This window comes from Streptomyces dengpaensis, from assembly GCF_002946835.1.
Taxonomy (GTDB): domain Bacteria; phylum Actinomycetota; class Actinomycetes; order Streptomycetales; family Streptomycetaceae; genus Streptomyces; species Streptomyces dengpaensis.
Window position 1 is genome coordinate 884,086 of the sequence record NZ_CP026652.1, and the last position, 18,691, is coordinate 902,776.

Genomic DNA, 18,691 nt, shown 5'->3' on the forward strand with positions numbered 1-18,691 from the left:
ACACGCGCCGCATGTACTCAACATGGCGCGCAAGCTAAGCGTTAAGTGCTACTGAACACCCGTGCGTGTGCGACGTCAACTGCCGATGCGCAGCAGGTTCGTTACGAGCAGCCTTCTTGCTGCGTGTCAGTGGAGCGCCAGGCGGGGATCGGGCCCTCGGTTCCCGACGCACCGGAGACGGCGACCACATGCCACAGGCCGCTCGCCGGCTCGTCGCTCTCGTTCACGTACAAGTGGGGAACTGCAGAGTCGAAGCTGATGGACGAGCCGGGTTCGAGGCTGTAGGTCTCGAACCCGAGGCGGACGGTCAGACGTCCCGACATCAGGAAGCCGTACTCCCGTCCATGGTGACTCATCAGCCCTCCGTTCGTGGAAGAGCTGCTGCCGGGTGGGTAGGTGACGAGCAGTGCATTGACAAGCGGGTCAGGGCTTGGTGTGAGCCGCTCCCAGGTGACGCCACTGTCCATCACGAGCTCTGCTCGCTTGTCGGGCGTCACAAGAGGGGACGCGGGGGCCGTCAGTGGGCCGGGACCGTGCTCGATCCCCGGTCCGGCGAGGAGCTGGTCGAACGAGATCGAGAGTTCGGACACCAGGGAGTAGAGGGTGGCGACCGAGGGTTCGGAGTGCCCATTCTCGATCTGGGACAACATGCTCGGTGAGATGCCGACGCGGCGACTCAACTCACGAACGCTGAGCTTGGCCTCAGTGCGAGCGGTGCGCAAGCGAGCGCGTGCTTCGGGGTCCACGGGTCCGTTCCCTCCTCGATTCCGGCAAGCGATCTACGGGCAGTCGTTGATCGGCGTCGGACGTTGCCCGGGGCCGGTGTACAGCAATACTAAACAAATAAATCAGAGGGTGTGCGCTGCTCGCAGGTGGACTGCCGGGTCTGCGTGGTGGTGACCATCTAGGAATCACCGTGCCCGATCTCGACGCCGCGACCCGGCTTTTCGTCGACGTACGTGGACGACTTCGAGGCCGCCCTGGCTCACCTCATCGCGCACGGCGTCCAGATCATGGGTGAGCCAACGGTGCGTACGACAGGACCAAGCGCTGGTCGGACCTGGGGCTCCTTCTTGGCTCCCTGGGGGCTCCAGCTGGAACTCGTCAGTTACCCGGGTGGGAAGGGCTATGAACGGCACACGTCCAGGCGTCTGTGGGATCCGCGGAACCCGGACGCCTGAGGGAGAAGTGGAACGCCGGCTCGGCCTACGAGGCTCGCTTCACGAACGTCACCTCGACAAAGGTGCCGGTCAGCGCTGTGCCCGTGACTGCGACCGTGTGGTCCTGGCACACGCGGAGCCCGCAAGGGTGACCGTCGACGTGACCGAGATAGAACCCGGGTGCGGGGCGCGCGAACGTGGACGGGATCAGTAACCGGCCCTCATCGCCAACGAATGCCGGAAGGGTGAAGGAGGCTCCCAGCAGGTCGGCGGCCCATTCGATGTCTCCGTCGGCGATCAGCCGGCGAATGCGCGTCGATGAGATCGGCTCACCGGTCGGGCCCCGCGTGACGAGCGGGACGACCCGGGTGCTCAGCTCGGGATACTGATCGAAAGTCGCTGTCGTCCCGGCGCCCCGGGCGCCGAATCGAAAGCCCTGGCCGACACTGACGAACTCCGCGCCGAGGCGGTCGATCACGACGGCTTCGACGAAGTCCTCAGCCGAGACTCGCGACCAGGCGTGGTCGAACGCGACGATAGCCACCCGCCGGATCCCCAAGGCCGCAAGCTTGTGGAGCTTGTACCGGCGATCGCTCAGCAGGCCCGGCACCCGGCGCGGCTCGAGCACCTGCATCGGGTGAGGGTCGAAAGTGAGCACTGTGTCGCACCCGTTGAGGACCTGACGGTGACCGAGGTGAACACCGTCGAAGGTCCCGATCGCGACTTTGGCGCGCGAGCGGGCTCCACCGGGGAGGCGGCGACCACCCGCGCCCCGTCTCCCGTGGGGTGCCTCGAGACTGAGGACCTCCATCGCCCATCCCTCCTTCACCCTCAGAGCAGCCTGAGCGCAGGCCAGTATGAACCGCGCACCGTTAGCCGTTGGCAAGGCGCGAGGCGGCCCGGCAGTCCACGTGTGAACCCTGCGTTAACCACGCTTGCACTGGCCTCGGCGATTCAGATCCACTCTCGGCAGTAGGTACGAACCGCTGACTGGAGGAACCGAACATGGCTGCAGGTTGGAACTTGGAGGGCCGCACGGCTTTCGTGACCGGTGGTAGTCGAGGCCTGGGCTTCGCCATCGCACAGGCGCTGCTCGAGCGTGGCGCCAAGGTGGCGATCGCAGCCAGGGACGAGGCGGCCGTCAAGGCTGCGGCCGGTCGTCTCACCGCCGGATCCGACGCGGAGGGCGTGCTCCCCGTCGTCGCGGACGTCACCGACGCGGATTCCGTCAACAGCGCGCTGGCAGAGGTCCACGCGTGGCAGGGCAGCCTTGACATCCTCGTCAACAACGCAGGGCCGCAGCTCGCGCCGACCACCCTGGACAAGGTCGACGAGGAGAACATCGCGTCGGCCTTCGACACGAAGCTGATCGGGTTCATTCGCGTCTCGCAGGCCGCTCTCCCGTTCTTGAGCCGGACTGGCAGCGGCAACATCGTCAATGTTGTCGGCGCGACTGCGCACGCGCTGATTCCCAACACCGGTCCTACGGCCATCGTGAATGCGGGCGTGGTCGCGCTCACGAGCTACCTGGCGTCCGAGGCGGCTCCCAGCAACATCCGGGTCAACGCGATCTCCCCCGGAATGACGAAGACCGAGGGCTGGCTCACCAAGACCGAGGCCATGGCCAAGCAGCAGGGCAAGAGCGCCGAAGAGGTTCGGGCCGGCATGGCCAAGGGGCTTGGCATTCGCCTGGACCGCTGGGCCGAGACCGCCGAAATCGGCGCCGCGGCGGCGTTCCTGGCGTCCGACGACGCCTCCTACGTGACCGGTCAGGTGCTGCGCGTCGACGGCGGGCTGTCGAAGCCCGTCGCCTGATCTCAGGCCCCCAGGCAAGCGCCATCCAAGGTCCGCACTCGCCTTGGATGGCGCTCCGGTTTGTGTACGTGAGTATCCGCCGAGTGCTCTGCAACATCGACACCCTGGAGTGTTGGGAATGCTGATCGGAATCGTGAGCGAAGCCCGCCGTGGCGAGACGCGCGTTGCCGCGACTCCTGCCACGGTGGTCCAGCTGGTGAAGCTGGGGTACGACGTCGTGGTGGAGCCGGGTGCTGGTGCGTTGTCAAGCTTCCCGGACGAGGCGTATGTCGAGGCCGGTGCGCGGGTCGGTGACCCGCTCGCGGCGGACGTCGTGCTCGGGGTGAATGCCCTCTCGTCGCTGCAGTTGGACGGGTTGAAGCCGGGTACGACGGTCATGGGCATCATGAGCCCGGCGCTGAACCCTGCGCTGATGGAGGACCTGGCGAAGCGGCCGATCACGGCGTTGGCGATGGATGCGGTGCCGCGTATCTCGCGGGCGCAGTCATTGGACGTGCTGTCGTCGATGGCGAACATCGCGGGTTACCGGGCGGTGGTGGAGGCCGCTCATGTCTTCGGCCGGTTCTTCACCGGTCAGGTGACGGCTGCGGGCAAGGTGCCGCCGGCCAAGGTGCTGGTCTGTGGTGCGGGGGTGGCGGGTCTGGCCGCGATCGGTGCGGCGGGAAGCCTGGGTGCCATCGTGTACGCCACCGACCCGCGTCCGGAAGTGGCCGATCAGGTCAGGTCGCTGGGCGGCGAGTACCTCTCGGTCGATACCGGGGACGCCGGCGAGGTGGAGGTGTCCGCCACGGGCTACGCCAAGGAGATGTCGACGGACTACAACTCCCGCGCGGCCGAGCTGTACAGAGACCGGATCACGGAGATGGACATCGTGATCACGACGGCACAGATCCCGGGCCGGCAGGCGCCGACGCTGATCACCGCGGAGATGGTGGCGCTGATGAGGTCGGGCAGCGTGATCGTGGACATGGCCGCCGCGAGCGGCGGCAACGTCGAGGGCATGGTCAAGGACGAGGCGGTGGTCACGGCCAACGGTGTGACGATCATCGGCTACACCGACCTGCCCGGTCGGTTGCCCGCGCAGGCGTCCCAGCTGTACGGCACCAACCTGGTCAACCTGATCAAGCTGATGACCCCGGACAAGGACGGCCGGCTGGTTCTGGACTTCGACGACGTGGTGCAGCGGTCGATGACCGTGGTGCGCGACGGCGAGTTGACCTGGCCGCCACCGCCGGTCCAGGTGTCCGCCGCTCCAGCAGCCGCTCCCGCCTCCGCACCCGCTGAGGTGAAGCCGGCCGGCCCCCAGACCAAGCCACCGGTGTCGACCCAGCGGCGGTTCACAGTGGTCGGGGTCGGCGCCACGGTGTTGTTCCTGCTCGCGGCCCTGTCCCCGTCGGCACTGCTGGGACACCTGACGGTGTTCGCGCTGGCGATCGTGATCGGCTACTACGTGATCGGGCAAGTGCACCACGCCCTGCACACGCCTCTGATGAGTGTGACCAACGCGATCTCAGGCATCATCGTGGTCGGCGCCCTGCTGCAGATCGGGCACGGTGACACCCCGAACGGCGCGGTGGTCACGGTGCTGTCGACGATCGCGATCCTGCTGGCCTCGGTCAACATCTTCGGTGGCTTCGCGGTGACCCGCCGGATGCTCTCCATGTTCTCGAGAAGCTGAAGGGCCCTGTCATGTCTGATCTGATGACTGTCGAGACCGCCGCGGCGGCTGCCTACATCGTCGCGGCCCTGCTCTTCATCCTGGCACTGGCCGGACTGTCCCGTCACGAGACCGCCAAGGCCGGCAAGACCTTCGGCATCGGCGGTATGGCGGTGGCCCTGGCCGCGACGATTGCGCTGGCGATCCACCATCACATCTCCGGAGTCGGTCTGGCGCTGATGATCGGCGCCATGGCGGTCGGTGCCGCGATAGGGCTGTGGCGGGCGCGGGTGGTGGAGATGACCGGGATGCCCGAGCTGATCGCCTTGCTGCACTCCTTCGTGGGTCTGGCCGCGGTGCTGGTGGGCTGGAACGGCTACCTGCACGTCGAGGCCAGCCTGGACGGCCCGGTCAGTGTCGAGGCCAAGGTGCTGGAGGCTCAGGAGCTGCTCGGGATCCATTCCGCCGAGGTGTTCATCGGCGTCTTCATCGGCGCGGTCACCTTCACCGGCTCGATCGTGGCGTTCCTCAAGCTCTCGGCCCGGATCAAGTCGTCCCCGCTGATGCTGCCCGGCAAGAACTACCTCAACCTCGGTGCCCTGGCCGCCTTCGCGGTGCTGACCACGTGGTTCGTGATCGACCCGGCGCTGTGGCTGCTGGTCGCGGTCACGATCGTCGCGCTGGCCCTGGGTTGGCACCTGGTCGCCTCGATCGGCGGCGGTGACATGCCGGTCGTGGTCTCGATGCTGAACTCCTACTCCGGCTGGGCGGCCGCGGCGTCGGGGTTCCTGCTCGAGAACGACCTGCTGATCATCACCGGCGCCCTGGTCGGCTCCTCGGGTGCCTACCTGTCCTCCGTCATGTGCAAGGCGATGAACCGGTCCTTCATCTCCGTGATCGCCGGCGGGTTCGGCATCGAGGCCGGCCCGGCCGACGACAAGGACTACGGCGAGCACCGCGAGATCACCGCCGAGGGCGTCGCCGAGCTCCTCGGGTCGGCCGACTCGGTGATCATCACCCCCGGCTACGGCATGGCCGTGGCACAGGCCCAGCACGGCGTCGCCGAGCTGACCCGCAAACTCAGGGACCGAGGCGTCGACGTGCGCTTCGGCATCCACCCTGTCGCGGGCCGGCTGCCGGGCCACATGAACGTCCTGCTCGCCGAGGCCAAGGTCCCCTACGACATCGTGCTGGAGATGGACGAGATCAACGACGACTTCGACGACACCGCCGTCGTCCTCGTCATCGGCGCCAACGACACCGTCAACCCCGCCGCCACCGAGGACCCAAGCTCGCCCATCGCCGGCATGCCCGTCCTTCAGGTCTGGAACGCCGAGAACGTCGTCGTCTTCAAACGCTCCATGGCCTCCGGGTATGCCGGCGTCCAGAACCCGCTCTTCTACCGCGACAACTCCTCCATGCTCTTCGGCGACGCCAAGGACCGCGTCGAAGGCATCCTCCGAGTCCTCTGAGGCCTGGGCGAGGACGCAGTAGCGACGCATCGCGACGCAGCAAGGCCGACATGCCAGGAATCGGACGCGCCGTCTTCGGCAAACAGACCGCAACGAAGCGAGAGGACTCAGATGATGAATAGCGTGGACAGTGCCTGGAGCGGCGGCATAGAGCAAGAAGTGGTCGGTGCCATCAGCGTCTTGACCATTCACAATGGCGAGCGGAACCTGCTGAACCCAGGCATGCTCAACGACATCCGCGCCCGGCTGCAGGAGTGTGACGACAACCCGGACATCCGCGCCGTCCTGCTCACCGGCGCAGGTGAGACCTTCTGTGGCGGTCTCGACATCGCTCCCATCAAAGCGGGTGCAGACCCAGCTCTGTTCGGCAAGGCATTGATCGAGACCCTCCGGATTTTCCCTCGTCTGGGTTTGCCTGTCGCGGCTGCCGTCAACGGCGACGCGCTCGCCAGTGGCGCCTCGTTCGTCGCGGCCTGCGACTTCGCCGTCGCAGTGGACAGTGCGCGAATCGGCACGGTGGAGGCCAGCGCCGGGATATGGCCGATGATCGCGCAAGTGCCCATCATTCATCGGCTCGGGCCGCGCCTGGCGATGGAGAACATAGGTTCCGGCGAGCCGTTCACCGCCGAGAGGGCCCGCGAAGTCGGTCTCGTGCAGGCCGTGGTCGAGGCCGGCCGAGCAGCTGTGGTCGCCCGGGAGTGGCTCGATAAGGCACTGAGGGCGGCCGGCGCAGGTGCCCCTGGCCGTCGCTCCCTCTACGAGTTCGCATCGATGTCATACGACGACGCGTTCGACGCGTCGCTGCCACGTTTCATCGAGCTTTTCGACCACTGAACTCTTCGGAGTGTTGTCGGGGGTGACGTGCGCTGGTCCTTGCGGTACGCCTGACCACCGCGACCTGGTCGTGCGGCCCATATCCAACTCGGCACCAGCATCGTCCTCGTCCAGGACGATCTCAACAGGCGACAGCCACCTGCGGCTCGGAGACGCCGTGCTGGTCACCTCCGCCGAGCGCGTCGAGGACGGTGAGGTCGCCGAGCTCACCGTCCTCGACGCAGGGCTGTACCCGGCGGAGTCGTTGTCCCCGTGGCCAGGATGCTCTTCCTCCTCGGCGTGCTCTTCGACGTTGTGACGTGACTTCAGAATCGCCGAAGCGTTCTCACCCGGTCCGATCGATCCGCGGTCGGGCTGAAGGTGCGGAGCCCCGGGTAGGCGCCGGCGGTCGTACGCGAACTGCGCGAGCTCCCTGGTCCGTTCTCGATGGAGGCGCTGGAGCAGTGCCTCCGGCCGAGTGTCTCGCCGAACTGGACGACTGCGGCCATCGCTTCCTTCCGGACGGCAGAGATGCAGGAGACGTCTGTGCGACACCCCGTGGTGCGCCACGAGGCGCCATGAAATCGAGTGAGGGTGAAAGGACCTCACCGCCGGTCAGTCGCAGCTGACCGGTGAAGCTGGGGGCAGTCGAAGTGCGGAAACGCGCGCAACGGTGAGAGCAGCCCCGACAACGTACGGGACGGGTCGGCACTGTCAGATGACCCGGGTCCGGCTAGCAGCGAGGAGAAGGTGTACGCGAGGAACCACTGTCCGAAGCCCTGTAACTGTCGCACTCGACTCAAACCTGACGGATACGGGTCGAGATGCAGCGCGTGACCGTCACTCGTTTGGGTGATGTTCAACTCCGAAGCCGGATCGCGGGTCTGGTGGGGAGGCCATGCCGAAAGCCTGCGGCGTAGGCATGGCGAGGCTGCCGGGGTATAGGTGGGCACCTCCCTCCTTGATCGATTTCGTGGTGAACGTGGGAACCATCCGCAGTCGCCCTTCCCTCTGGACAGCCAGTCCGGCGGCGGGCAGGTCCGTTGTCGACTGAGGGCTGTCGGATGGGGCGGAGGCCCCGTAGTAGTCGTGGGAGTAACGACCCAACAAGGAGACCGGGAGAACCGGTCGCAGGGCCAAGGGGGCCAGCAAGCCAGCAGACGAAGTTACTGGAATGTCAGGAGGTTGTCGCCGGTGAACACCGACGAGCTTGAGCACGCCGAGTATCAGGCGGAGCGCAAGGTACTGAAGATCCAGACCAAGCTGCACTGTTGGGCCCGTGATGACCCTCATCGCAGGTTCGATGACCTCTTCAATCTCGTCGCCGATCCCGCCTTCCTTCTGGTGGCGTGGGATCGGGTGCGGGGCAACAAGGGTGCGCGCACGGCCGGGGTGGACGGGCGCACCGCCCGTTCCGTCGAGGCCGGACAGGGCGTCGAGGACTTCCTCGACGGGCTGCGGTCGCAGGTCAAGGACCGTAGTTTCCAGCCGCTGCCGGTGCGGGAACGGATGATCCCCAAGACAGGCGGCAGGTTGCGTCGTCTGGGGATCGCCACCGTGACCGACCGGGTGGTCCAGGCATCCTTGAAGCTGGTGCTGGAGCCGATTTTCGAGGCGGAGTCCCTACCGTGTTCCTACGGGTTCCGCCCGAACCGTCGTGCTCACGACGCTGTGGCCGAGGTGCGTCACATGGCGTCCCGCTCGTATGAGTGGATCGTTGAGGGCGACATCAAAGCCTGCTTCGACGAAATCTCGCACCCGGCCCTGATGGACCGGGTACGCAGACGAGTCGGGGACAAGCGCGTCCTGGCACTGGTGAAGGCGTTCCTCAAAGCGGGCATCCTCGGTGAGGACCGCGTGCTGCGAGAGACCCGCGCCGGAACCCCGCAGGGTTCGATCCTCTCGCCGCTCATGAGCAACGTGGCTCTCTCGGTCCTAGACGAGCACATCGCCCAGGCCCCGGGAGGTCCAGGTGTCAGTGCGAGTGAGCGGGCCAAGCGTCGTCGCAAAGGTCTGCCCAACTACCGGCTTATCCGGTACGCGGACGACTGGTGTCTGGTCGTTTCAGGCACCAAAGCCGACGCTGAAGCCCTGCGCGAGGAGATCGCTGGAGTCCTCTCTCCGATGGGCCTGCGCCTGTCACCGGAGAAGACTCTGATCACCCACATCGACGGGGGCCTCGACTTCCTCGGCTGGCGTATCCAGCGCCACCGCAAGCGAGGTACGTCCAAGCAGTACGTCTACACCTATCCCGCACGCAAGGCCGTGCAGGCCGTGACGGGCAAGGTCAGGACCCTCTGCCGACAGATGGACACGAGCCAGCCGCTCGATGCTCTGTTGCGCCAGCTCAATCCGGCGCTCAAGGGCTGGTGCGTCTACTTCCGCCCCGGCGTGTCCAGCGCCGCCTTCGGCTACCTGAGCTTCTACACATGGCAACAGGTCGGCCGATGGTTGCGCCGCAAACACCGCCGGTCCAGCTGGAAGGACCTGCGCCACCGCTATTACAAGGGCGGCGTGTGGTGGCCGGCCTCGGAGGAGCGATCACTGTTCAACCCGGCGAAGGTAGGCACGACGCGCTACCGATACCGGGGAACGAAGATCCCAACTCCCTGGCCAGTCACGGGATGAGGACCCCCGGATGCCCATGACAGGGCTTGTGGAGCGCCCGGTGCCCGGAAACGGGCACGCCGGGTGCGGGAAGCGGTCCGGGGAAACGGGCCGGTCGGAAGACCGGAACCGCGCCCCGGGCCGACTTCACAGTTTCTCGTGGGATGTCGCACAGACGGCCACCGGATCTACGCGATCTGCCGGCCCCGGGTTTCCGGGAGCGCCAGCACGCCGACGATCACCAGGATGTACCCCAGGGCTCCGATACCCATGGCCGCCTTCAGTCCGAAGACCGAGGAGAGCACGCCGACGAGGACGGGGAAGAATGCGGCAACTCCCCGGCCGAAGTTGTGGGCGACGCCGACGCCGACGCCGCGCACCCGGCTGGGAAACAACTCGCTGAAGAACACGCCCGAACCGGCCAGCAATCCGCACGCCGCCATCCCCAGCGGCACGCCCAGCACCAGCAGCAGGCTGTTGGCCCCCTCGGGGATCCAGGTGTAGGCGACCACGCACACCACACCGCCGGCCGCGAAGAGGATGTACGTCTTCCGGCGGCCGATCCAGTCGTGCAGGAACCCACCACTGGCGTAGCCGAGGAAGCAGCCGACGATGATGACCGAGAGGTAGCCGCTGGTGCCGACGATCGTCAGTCCGCGCTCCTTGTGCAGGTAGGACGGCAGCCAGGTGAAGATGGCGAAGTACCCGCCTTGTGCCCCGATCCCGACCAGCAGGGTCAGCAGCGTGGTACGCCGCAGGTCACGGCGGAACAGCGCGACGAGTCCGCTCCACATCGACGTGGCGGTCTCCTCCTTGGCCCGGCGGCGATTCTCCTTCGAGGCGTCCGAGTCTTTGACGTTGCGCCGTATGAAGAGCAGCGCGAAGGCGGGGAGGATGCCGAGCATGAACAGGTAGCGCCAGGCGTCGGGGCCTGCATGGCTGAAGATGACGGAGTAGGCGATTACGGCCAGGGCCCAGCCGACCGCGTAGGAGCTGGCGACGAATCCCATGATCCGGCCGCGGTGCCGGGCGGGGGCGATCTCGGCGATCAGGACCGCGCCGGCCGCGAACTCACCACCGAACCCGAGGCCCTGGAGCCCCTTGAACAGCAGCATCTGACCGTAGTTCTGGGACAGGCCGGACAGCGCGGTGAAGACCGCGAAGGTCGCGATGGTGATCATCAGGACCCGCACCCGCCCCACCCGGTCCGCGAGCAGGCCCGCCAGGGCCCCGCCCACCGCCGAGGCCAGCACGGTGACGGTCACGATCAAGCCCGACTCGGTGGAGGTCAGCGCGAACGCCGCAGCGATGGACCCGAGGGCCAGCGGCAGCGTCATGAAGTCGAAGGCGTCCAGGCCCCACCCGGCGGACCCGGCCCAGAACGCGGGCCGGTGCTCGCGCGGGATGGAGCGGTACCACCGCGGAAAGGTCGGTTCCGGGGACGCGGTGGTCGTCGGCACGGCCGAGGGCGGTGCTTCGGTCATAGGGTTCTCCTGAGGTCGTTCTCGAACGGCTGCGGATCCCATGGGGGTTCTGTTGTGATCGGAGGGCGAGCCGGGGGTCTTGCGGCATCGGGCCCGGTTGCGGCTGCGCTCCTGTTGAAACGGGGCCCGGTACATGTCGAGGTCACCGTCGGCACGCATGGCTCGGAGTTTCGGGGCGGCCTCGGCTGCCGCCGGTCCCCCGCGGGCGCCCGTGATGTCGAGGTCCACTCGAGATCAGGAGGGCCGCTCACCGCCGCAGTTGTGTGACGAGTCGTCACACCTCCGCCCGCTGTGCGGGTTTCTGGCGGGAGAGCTCCAGGGGCCGGCCAGCCGGTCCGGAACTGGCGAGTACCACTGAGAAGCGGCAGACGGTGCGGCTGTTGGTTCCCCGTGTGCTCGGCGGCATCCTGCTTCCGCGTCGACACTGCCGTACGAGCCGGCCGGGCGCCCGAGGGAGCAAGCCGCAAGATGCTCCACCTGCTCATCGGTGAGGATCGAGTCGGTGGCGATGTGGTCGGCGAGCACCGCGAAGGACACCGGCGTGGCGAGCGTCTCCCCCGGCGAGGCAGCTCCTCACACCTCGGCGGCCGGCTCAGCGAGCGGCGCGGGGAGGTTCCAGGCCGATGACGTCGTGACCGTGTGCGAGGAGCCGGCAGGCGATGCCAGGGCCCCTCGCGCCCAGTCCGAGGAAAAACCGACGGTTCCCGTCAGCTCTTCCAGACCGTCTTGAGGTTGCAGAACTCCCGGATGCCTTCCGCGGCGAGTTCGCGGCCGATACCGGAGTCCTTGATGCCGCCGAAGGGCAGCTGGGGGTAGGAGACAGTCATACCGTTGACGAAGACGGCACCGGCCGCGAGACGGCTGATCAGGAACCGCTCCTCGTCCGGGTCGGTGGTCCACACGGACGAGCTCAGGCCGAAGGTCGTGTCGTTGGCGAGCTTCAAGGCCTGCTCGACGTCGTCGACCCGGTGGACCACTGCCAGCGGACCGAAGGCCTCCTCCCGGTACACCCGCATCTCGGTGGTGACCTCCTCCAGCACGGCCGGCTCGAAGAACCACCCCTCAGTTCCGACCGCCGACCCACCGCACCGCAGGAGGGCACCCTTCGCGACGGCGTCGCCGACCAGGTCGACGAGCTCGCGCCAGCCGGACTCCGTGGCGATCGGCCCGATCTCGGTCTCCTCGTCGAGCGGGTCGCCGACGGTCAGCGCCTTCGTGCCCGCGACAAAGGCCTCGACGAACTCGTCGTACACCTCCGTGTGGACGATGAACCGCTTGGCCGCGATGCAGGACTGACCGTTGTTGATCGTACGAGCGGTCACGGCGGTGCGGGCGGCCGCGCCGACATCGGCGGAAGGCAGCACGATGAACGGGTCGGACCCACCCAGCTCCAGCACGACCTTCTTCACCTCGGAGCCGGCGACAGCGGCGACCGACCGGCCGGCCGGCTCCGAACCGGTCAGCGTCGCGGCGGCGACGCGCCGGTCGCGGAGGACTGCTTCGACGTCGGCTGCCCCGATGAGGAGCGTCTGGAACGACCCGACGGGGAAGCCCGCTCGTTCGAAGAGCGTGTCGAGGTACATCGCGGACTGCGGCACGTTCGAGGCGTGCTTGAGCAGGCCGACGTTGCCGGCCATCAGCGCAGGCGCAGCGAAGCGGATCACCTGCCACATCGGATAGTTCCACGGCATCACGGCAAGAACGACGCCCAGAGGCTCGTAGGAGGTGTAGGCAGCCGAAGCTCCGACCGTGCTCGGGTCAGCGAGCGGCTGGTCGGCCAACAGGCTTTCGGCGTTGTCGGCGTAGAACCGCATCGCGTGCGCGCACTTGAGGACCTCTCCGCGGGCCTGCGCGATCGGCTTGCCCATCTCGATCGTGAGCCTTCGCGCCGTGTGGGCTGCCTCGGCCTCGACCAGGTCTGCGGCTGCCCGCATCCACCGGGCGCGAGTGTCGAAGTCGGTTGCCCGCAGCATCGCGGCCGCGGCCTCTGCTCGCGTCAGCCGCTGATTGACCTGTTCCTTCGTGAGGGAAGCGAACTCTTCGATGAGCTCACCGGTAGCGGGGTTGACAGTAGCGATGGGCACGGCGCTCTCCTCGTGGTGTGGGGCATTCAATGAGGCTTGATTGGATCCATCGTAGGCTTCGCAGGAATGGTGCGCCAGGGGATACGACGCAGATGCCCTCCGCTCGCATCTAGTTGGATACATTCTTGCCGCGCGTGCCCATCTGAGAACAGTTCGCGATGCGTTGAGAGAGCCAGCTGCGTGCGTCGAATGCGTAGGGCAGGGACGGCCACCGCGGTATCCGGCTGTCGCCCGCGCATGGCCTCGGTCAGGAGACGGTGCTCGGACAGTTGGTCGGCGCCGAACCGCAGGGTGGGTGTTCCGTGCCGGCGCTATCGCGTGTCGCTTCGCGATGAGCGCCAGGAGGTCGCCGTGATCAACAGCACGGCCACAACAGGCAGTAGCGCAGTCGATGCGGAGGAGCAGATCGACTTCGCGCGCCTTCGGGGCGAACGGCTCGCCCGGCTCAAGGTGCAGCTGGACATGTCGGAGTGCGGTGCAATCCTGGCTTCGACTTTTCCAACATCCGGTCCATGACGGCGACCCATATCGGGGCCTGAGCGATATCACCGGGTAGACCGGGTCCAGGGGCCGGTTCTGCCACTCGGACATCCACGCCGCTCGTCAGGTGCTGCTTCCTTGATCGGGAGTTACACCGGAAGACCGTACAGACTCCGTCACCGCTGTTCGACGAAGAGTTCGGGGTGAGCCATGAGTTCGACCCTGGTGCGGCGGATGTGCCCCGTGAGGTACCGCTCACCGTCTTCAGGATCACGGCGCCGCACGGCGTCGAGGATCAGCCGGTGTTCGGCGTTGACGATCGGGGCCCGGTCAGGGTCCGCGAGCACCATGAACGCACGGCGATAGTGCTGGGTGGAGTTCCAGAGCCGCTCCGTCATGGCCAGCAGGTGGTCGCTGGGGCAACCCGCGTAGGTCATCATGTGGAAGTCGCGGTCCAGAAGAAGGAACCGATTGACGTCGTTCTGGTTCTCGATCTCGTCCTGGATGTGCTCCAAGTGGGCGAGCTGCTGATCGGTGAGATGGGGGAGACTCTCGGTCAGAGTCAGCGGCTCGAGTCGCTCGCGCATCCGGTAGTACGTGTTCACGTCCTCGAGGCTGAGCACGGGAACCCGGGACCCTCGGTTGGGGAACGACTCGGTGAGGCCGTCGGATTCCAGGATCCGTAGCGCTTCGCGGACCGGGATCCGGCTCGTGCCGAGGCGCGCCGCGAGTTCATCCTGGCGCAACCAGGTGCCGGGGGGCAGATCGCCGGCGAGGATCTCGTCGCGAAGGATGCCGGCGATGCGCTGACTCCTGACACTGTCCGACCCGCGCGGATCGCGAGCGTGCTCAGGAGTCAAGAGCGGTCACCTCTGAACTTTGACGGGTCACGGTCGAAGGCCTTGCCAGCAGGATAGGACACGAGCTCGAAGTGCATTCCCCACGGTGAGAGGAAGTAGACCCATCGCTGCCCCTCTGACGGTCCGGCGCTGACGGTCGGGTCGCCCAGCACGGGTACGTCCCTCGCCCTCAGGTACGCCACGGCGTCGTCCAGATCTTCGACGTACAGCGCGACATGGTGGCCGCCGACGTCACTGTTGCGCGGGACAACCGTCTGCTGCACATCGGCTTGGTACTCGAAGACCTCGAACACGGCCTGCTCGCCACACCGGTAGAAGCGCAGTTGACGCATGACTGTGCGTGCGTCCACGTTCAGGTGCTCCGACATCCAGTCGCCTGCCGAGCTGAACGGGCCGAGCGAGTACAGGTACTCACAACCCAGGACGTCCACGAGCCACGCATGCGCCTGGTCCAGGTCCGGCACCGTGAATCCGATGTGATCCAGGCGCATGAGGCCAGGTAGAGCCATGGTTTTCCTCCTTTGGATCCAAAAGTGCTTCCCATGATGACGTCAGAGGCGGCAGAAGTCGAGCACAGTCTTGCAATTGGATCCAACTGTGTGGCAGGGTCGGTGCACTCCGGTCGATTGAAGGGGGCTCCCGATGCCTGCGGAACACACACTCGAAGCGAAGGCCGCGTGGTCGGAGTTCGTCGTCACCCAGGACGACTGGGACGCCGCGGCTCCGGACCTCCTGACGGGCATGTTCAGCCAGCTGGTGCTGATCCGGACCTTCGAGGAGTACGTCCTGGAGCTTGCCGCGGACGGGCTCATCCACGGCCCCGCGCACTCCAGCATCGGCCAGGAGGGCGGCGCGGTCGGTGCGTGCTTCGCCCTTGCGTCGGAGGACACGGTGAACGGGTCGCATCGTGGCCATCACCAGTTCCTCGCCAAGGTGCTCGCCCATCTGCATCCGAAAGGCATAGATCCGACGAAGCCGTTGCCCGAGGATGTGCGGGCCGCGCTCCTGCGCAGCCTGCGCGAAATCTGCGGACTGGACCGGGGCTTCAGCCACGGTCGAGGCGGCAGCATGCACCTCCAGTGGCACGAGGCCGGCGCCATCGGGACCAACGCGATCGTCGGTGGCGGGGTACCGCTCGCGGCCGGATCCGCGTGGGCCCACAAGAAGGCCGGCACTGACGCGGTGACCTTCACGTTCTTCGGCGACGGCGCGATCAACATCGGATCCACGCTGGAGAGCCTCAATCTCGCGGCGGCGTGGTCGCTGCCCTTGTGCTTCTTCGTCGAGAACAACCTGTACGCCGTCTCCACCCACGTGTCCGAAGTCACCGCCGAGGCACGGCTGTCCGGCCGCGGCCCGGGCTTCGGCATCCGGAGCTGGAAGGTCGACGGCATGGATCCGCTGGCCGTGTACCTCGTGACGCAGCAGGCCCTCGCGCACATGCGCAGCGGCGACGGTCCGACGATGATCGAAGCCGATGTGTACCGCTACTTCCACCAGAACGGTCCCTTTCCCGGCTCGGCGTTCCGGTATCGCACCAAGGAAGAGGAAGCGCAGTGGCGCGCTCGCGACCCGATCGACACCATGGTGGGACACCTGGTGCGACGCAGAATCCTCAGCAAGAGGGCGGTTGCGGAGACGATCAAGCGCGCCAAGGATCTGATGTCCGAACTCGGCGACGTCCTGCTGGAACCGCGGCCGGGCGGCAAGCCGGGTGAGCGACGCATCCGGCCCTCGGAGTGGCCCGACCCGGCGTTCGTCGACGAAGGCGTCCGGGGCGACCTGTCGGAGCTGGCCCAGATCGAGTTCACCGACGCCGAGGACTTCGCTGATGGCTTGACCGATGTCAAGTTCATCGGCGCCGTCGCCGGTGTGATGGGGCGCCGCCTGGAGACCGATCCTCGTGTCGTGGTGATGGGGGAGGACGTGCACCGGCTCAACGGCGGCACCAATGGCGCCACCCGCGGCCTGAGTGAGGAGTTCCCCGACCGCGTGATCGGGACCCCGATTTCGGAGAACGCGTTCGCCGGCCTCGGCGGCGGACTGGCTCTGGACGGCCGGTTCCGCCCGATCGTCGAGTTCATGTACGCCGACTTCATGTGGGTCGCGGCCGACCAGCTGTTCAACCAGATCGGCAAGGCCCGCCACATGTTCGGCGGCGAGGGCAAGGTGCCGTTCGTCCTGCGCAGCAAGGTCGCCACCGGTACCGGCTACGGATCACAGCACTCGATGGACCCGGCCGGCATCTTCGCGACGGCGGCGGGCTGGCGCATCGTCGCCCCGTCGACGCCGTTCGACTACGTCGGCCTGATGAACACGGCCTTGGCCTGCGACGACCCGGTCGTGGTCCTTGAGCACGTGGACCTGTACAACTCGACCGGTCCCGGACTGCCGGAGAACTACGACCACTACCTGCCGGTCGGCAAGGCCGCCGTACGCCGTGAGGGCGCGGCCCTGACCATCATCACCTACCTGGCGATGACGCCGGCCGTTCTGGAGGCCGTCGAACAGACGGGAGTGGACGCCGAGGTCATCGACCTGCGCTGGCTGGACCGGGCCAGTCTGGACTGGGACACGATCACGCAGTCGGTGAAGAAGACCAACAACGTGCTCATCGCCGAGCAGGGCGCCATCGGCACCTCCTACGGCGGCTGGCTCGCGGACGAGATCCAACGCCGGCTGTTCGACTGGCTCGACGCCCCGATCGAGCGCGTGACGGGTGGCGAGGCGTCGCCGAGCATCAGCAAGGTACTGGAGCGTGCCGCGTTCGCTTCCACGGAGGAAGTCGTCGCCAAGCTCCGCGAGATCTCGCAGGAGCAGAACAATGGCTGAGCTTCTGCGTATGCCCGAGGTCGCCGCCAACACCACAGAGGCGATCCTGGAATCCTGGAACGTCGGCTTGAACACCCCTTATGCGGCCGGACACCCGATCGTGACGGTGGAGACCGAGAAAGCCGCGGTCGACGTGGAAGCCGAGAGCGACGGCGTGCTACTGCGCCTCCTGGTGGAAGCAGGCACAACAGTCGCGGTGGGCACACCGATCGCAGTCTGGGGGGCACCGGGCGAAGCGGCGTCCGCGGTGGATGCCCTGGTGGCTTCGCTGGGTACCGGAGAAGCGCCGGTGACGGCTTCCAACGCCTCGGCGCCGGCGGCGGAAGAGCCGGGGACGCCGGCAGGCACGGTTGCTCCTGCCCCCACCGAGGCGGCGCGAGACAACAGCGAGCGCATCTTCGCCAGCCCGCTGGCGCGACGTCTCGCGCGCGAGCTCGGAGTCGATCTGAACGCTGTGGTAGGGAGCGGCCCGCACGGACGAATCCGGCGGTCCGACATCGAAGCAGCTGTCGCCAGGTCGGCGGAGCCGGAGGAAACATTGCCGGCAAAGGCCGGGGCGGAGAGCCAGAGCATCGGCACTTCGGCGGTCGATCCCCGATGGGTGGACGTGCCCAACACGCGGATGCGGGCGGCCATCGCCCGCCGGCTGACGGAGAGCAAGCAGAACACGCCGCACTTCTATCTACGCGCCAGCGCACGCGTCGACGCATTGCTTGAGCTGCGGCAACAGATCAACGCCGGCCAGGGCGTGAAGGTGTCGATCAACGACCTGCTCGTCAAGGCGATCGCGTCCGCGCACGTGGGCGTTCCCGCGATGAACGTGCAGTGGAACGACACCTCGATCCGGCACTTCTCGGACGTCGACATCGCCGTAGCCGTCGCCACCGACGGTGGTTTGGTCACCCCAGTGATCCGCGGCGTGGACTCCCTGTCGATGAGCGGCGTTGCCACGGGGACGAAGGACCTGATCGCCCGCGCGAAGGAGCGCCGGCTCCGGCAGGACGAACTGGAAGGCGGCACGATCACGATCACGAACCTCGGCATGTACGGCACCGAGGACTTCGCAGCGATCATCAACCCGCCACAGGCCGCGATCCTGGCCGTCGGTGCGGTGCGGCAGGAGGCAGTCGTCGAAGAGGGCGCGGTCAACATCGCGTCTGTTCTGCGTCTGACCCTCGCCGTCGATCACCGGTCGGTGGACGGCGCCACTGCGGCCGAGTGGATGAAGGCGTTCGTGGACGTGCTCGAGCACCCGCTCCGGATCCTGCTGTGAGTACCGGCGACCGCGAAGCGAAGGAGAACGCACCATGACGAGACCACGCTCGACCTCGTGATCCTCGGCGGTGGATCAGGCGGCTGTGCGGCCGCACTGCGCGGTGCGGAACTGGGGGTTCAGCGTTGCCCTCGTCGAAGAGGTGGGTCCGCCC

15 protein-coding genes are annotated in these 18,691 nt (G+C 67.0%); 9 read left to right on the forward strand and 6 right to left on the reverse strand.

Annotated elements, in window-relative coordinates; all coding sequences use genetic code 11:
* Positions 1–101 precede the first annotated feature (101 nt).
* Positions 102–746 (reverse strand): helix-turn-helix domain-containing protein, encoded by a 645-nt coding sequence (locus C4B68_RS04185; protein WP_240634174.1) that lies wholly within the window; start codon positions 744–746, stop codon positions 102–104.
* A gap of 213 nt (positions 747–959) precedes the next feature.
* Between C4B68_RS04185 and C4B68_RS44315 the strand changes: the two genes are divergently transcribed.
* The gene (locus C4B68_RS44315; protein ID WP_338059731.1) at positions 960–1,181 is read left to right on the forward strand and encodes a VOC family protein; all 222 of its coding nucleotides are present in this window, start codon (positions 960–962) and stop codon (positions 1,179–1,181) included.
* Between the two features lie 25 nt (positions 1,182–1,206).
* On the opposite strand, the gene C4B68_RS04195 is transcribed toward C4B68_RS44315, so the two are convergent.
* The gene (locus C4B68_RS04195; protein ID WP_099501606.1) at positions 1,207–1,971 is read right to left on the reverse strand and encodes an FAD synthetase family protein; all 765 of its coding nucleotides are present in this window, start codon (positions 1,969–1,971) and stop codon (positions 1,207–1,209) included.
* 194 nt (positions 1,972–2,165) lie between these two features.
* On the opposite strand from C4B68_RS04195, the gene C4B68_RS04200 reads away from it, so the two are divergent.
* The 5 genes from C4B68_RS04200 to ltrA all read left to right on the forward strand — a co-directional run bounded on the left by C4B68_RS04200 (position 2,166) and on the right by ltrA (position 9,545).
* Positions 2,166–2,975, forward strand: coding sequence for an SDR family NAD(P)-dependent oxidoreductase (locus C4B68_RS04200; RefSeq protein ID WP_104879954.1), 810 nt, complete (start codon positions 2,166–2,168; stop codon positions 2,973–2,975).
* A gap of 118 nt (positions 2,976–3,093) precedes the next feature.
* Positions 3,094–4,653 (forward strand): Re/Si-specific NAD(P)(+) transhydrogenase subunit alpha, encoded by a 1,560-nt coding sequence (locus C4B68_RS04205; RefSeq protein WP_099506824.1) that lies wholly within the window; start codon positions 3,094–3,096, stop codon positions 4,651–4,653.
* A 23-nt stretch (positions 4,654–4,676) separates the two neighbouring features.
* Positions 4,677–6,104, forward strand: coding sequence for a Re/Si-specific NAD(P)(+) transhydrogenase subunit beta (gene pntB, locus C4B68_RS04210; protein ID WP_206337119.1), 1,428 nt, complete (start codon positions 4,677–4,679; stop codon positions 6,102–6,104).
* A 123-nt stretch (positions 6,105–6,227) separates the two neighbouring features.
* On the forward strand, positions 6,228–6,938 hold the full coding sequence (locus tag C4B68_RS04215) for an enoyl-CoA hydratase/isomerase family protein (protein ID WP_167459003.1): 711 nt from the start codon (positions 6,228–6,230) through the stop codon (positions 6,936–6,938).
* Positions 6,939–8,111: 1,173 nt separating this feature from the next.
* Complete coding sequence (gene ltrA, locus C4B68_RS04225; protein WP_099506821.1) at positions 8,112–9,545, forward strand: group II intron reverse transcriptase/maturase; 1,434 nt, start codon at positions 8,112–8,114, stop codon at positions 9,543–9,545.
* A 167-nt stretch (positions 9,546–9,712) separates the two neighbouring features.
* Here the strand turns inward: ltrA and C4B68_RS04230 are convergent, their stop codons facing one another.
* On the reverse strand, positions 9,713–11,008 hold the full coding sequence (locus tag C4B68_RS04230) for an MFS transporter (protein WP_099506595.1): 1,296 nt from the start codon (positions 11,006–11,008) through the stop codon (positions 9,713–9,715).
* Positions 11,009–11,715: 707 nt separating this feature from the next.
* Positions 11,716–13,092: an NADP-dependent succinic semialdehyde dehydrogenase gene (locus C4B68_RS04235; RefSeq protein WP_099506596.1), complete on the reverse strand. Its 1,377-nt coding sequence runs from the start codon at positions 13,090–13,092 to the stop codon at positions 11,716–11,718.
* Positions 13,093–13,443: 351 nt separating this feature from the next.
* Here C4B68_RS04235 and C4B68_RS41690 point away from each other — a divergent pair, with 351 nt between their 5' ends.
* A complete protein-coding gene (locus C4B68_RS41690; RefSeq protein WP_167459004.1) occupies positions 13,444–13,608 on the forward strand; it encodes a hypothetical protein in 165 nt (54 codons plus the stop codon).
* Between the two features lie 140 nt (positions 13,609–13,748).
* On the opposite strand, the gene C4B68_RS04240 is transcribed toward C4B68_RS41690, so the two are convergent.
* Together C4B68_RS04240 and C4B68_RS04245 are read right to left on the reverse strand one after the other, a co-directional pair.
* Positions 13,749–14,432: a GntR family transcriptional regulator gene (locus C4B68_RS04240; protein WP_099506597.1), complete on the reverse strand. Its 684-nt coding sequence runs from the start codon at positions 14,430–14,432 to the stop codon at positions 13,749–13,751.
* Entirely contained in the window at positions 14,429–14,941 is a 513-nt protein-coding gene (locus tag C4B68_RS04245; protein ID WP_099506598.1) for a VOC family protein, read from the reverse strand. The genes C4B68_RS04240 and C4B68_RS04245 overlap by 4 nt, the downstream gene beginning before the upstream one ends.
* 133 nt (positions 14,942–15,074) lie before the next feature.
* On the opposite strand from C4B68_RS04245, the gene C4B68_RS04250 reads away from it, so the two are divergent.
* The gene (locus C4B68_RS04250; protein WP_099506599.1) at positions 15,075–17,264 is read left to right on the forward strand and encodes an alpha-ketoacid dehydrogenase subunit alpha/beta; all 2,190 of its coding nucleotides are present in this window, start codon (positions 15,075–15,077) and stop codon (positions 17,262–17,264) included.
* Positions 17,257–18,537 carry a dihydrolipoamide acetyltransferase family protein gene (locus tag C4B68_RS04255; protein WP_099506600.1) on the forward strand — a complete coding sequence of 427 codons (1,281 nt, stop codon included), beginning with the start codon at positions 17,257–17,259 and terminating at the stop codon, positions 18,535–18,537. The genes C4B68_RS04250 and C4B68_RS04255 overlap by 8 nt, the downstream gene beginning before the upstream one ends.
* The last annotated feature ends 154 nt before the right edge of the window (positions 18,538–18,691 follow it).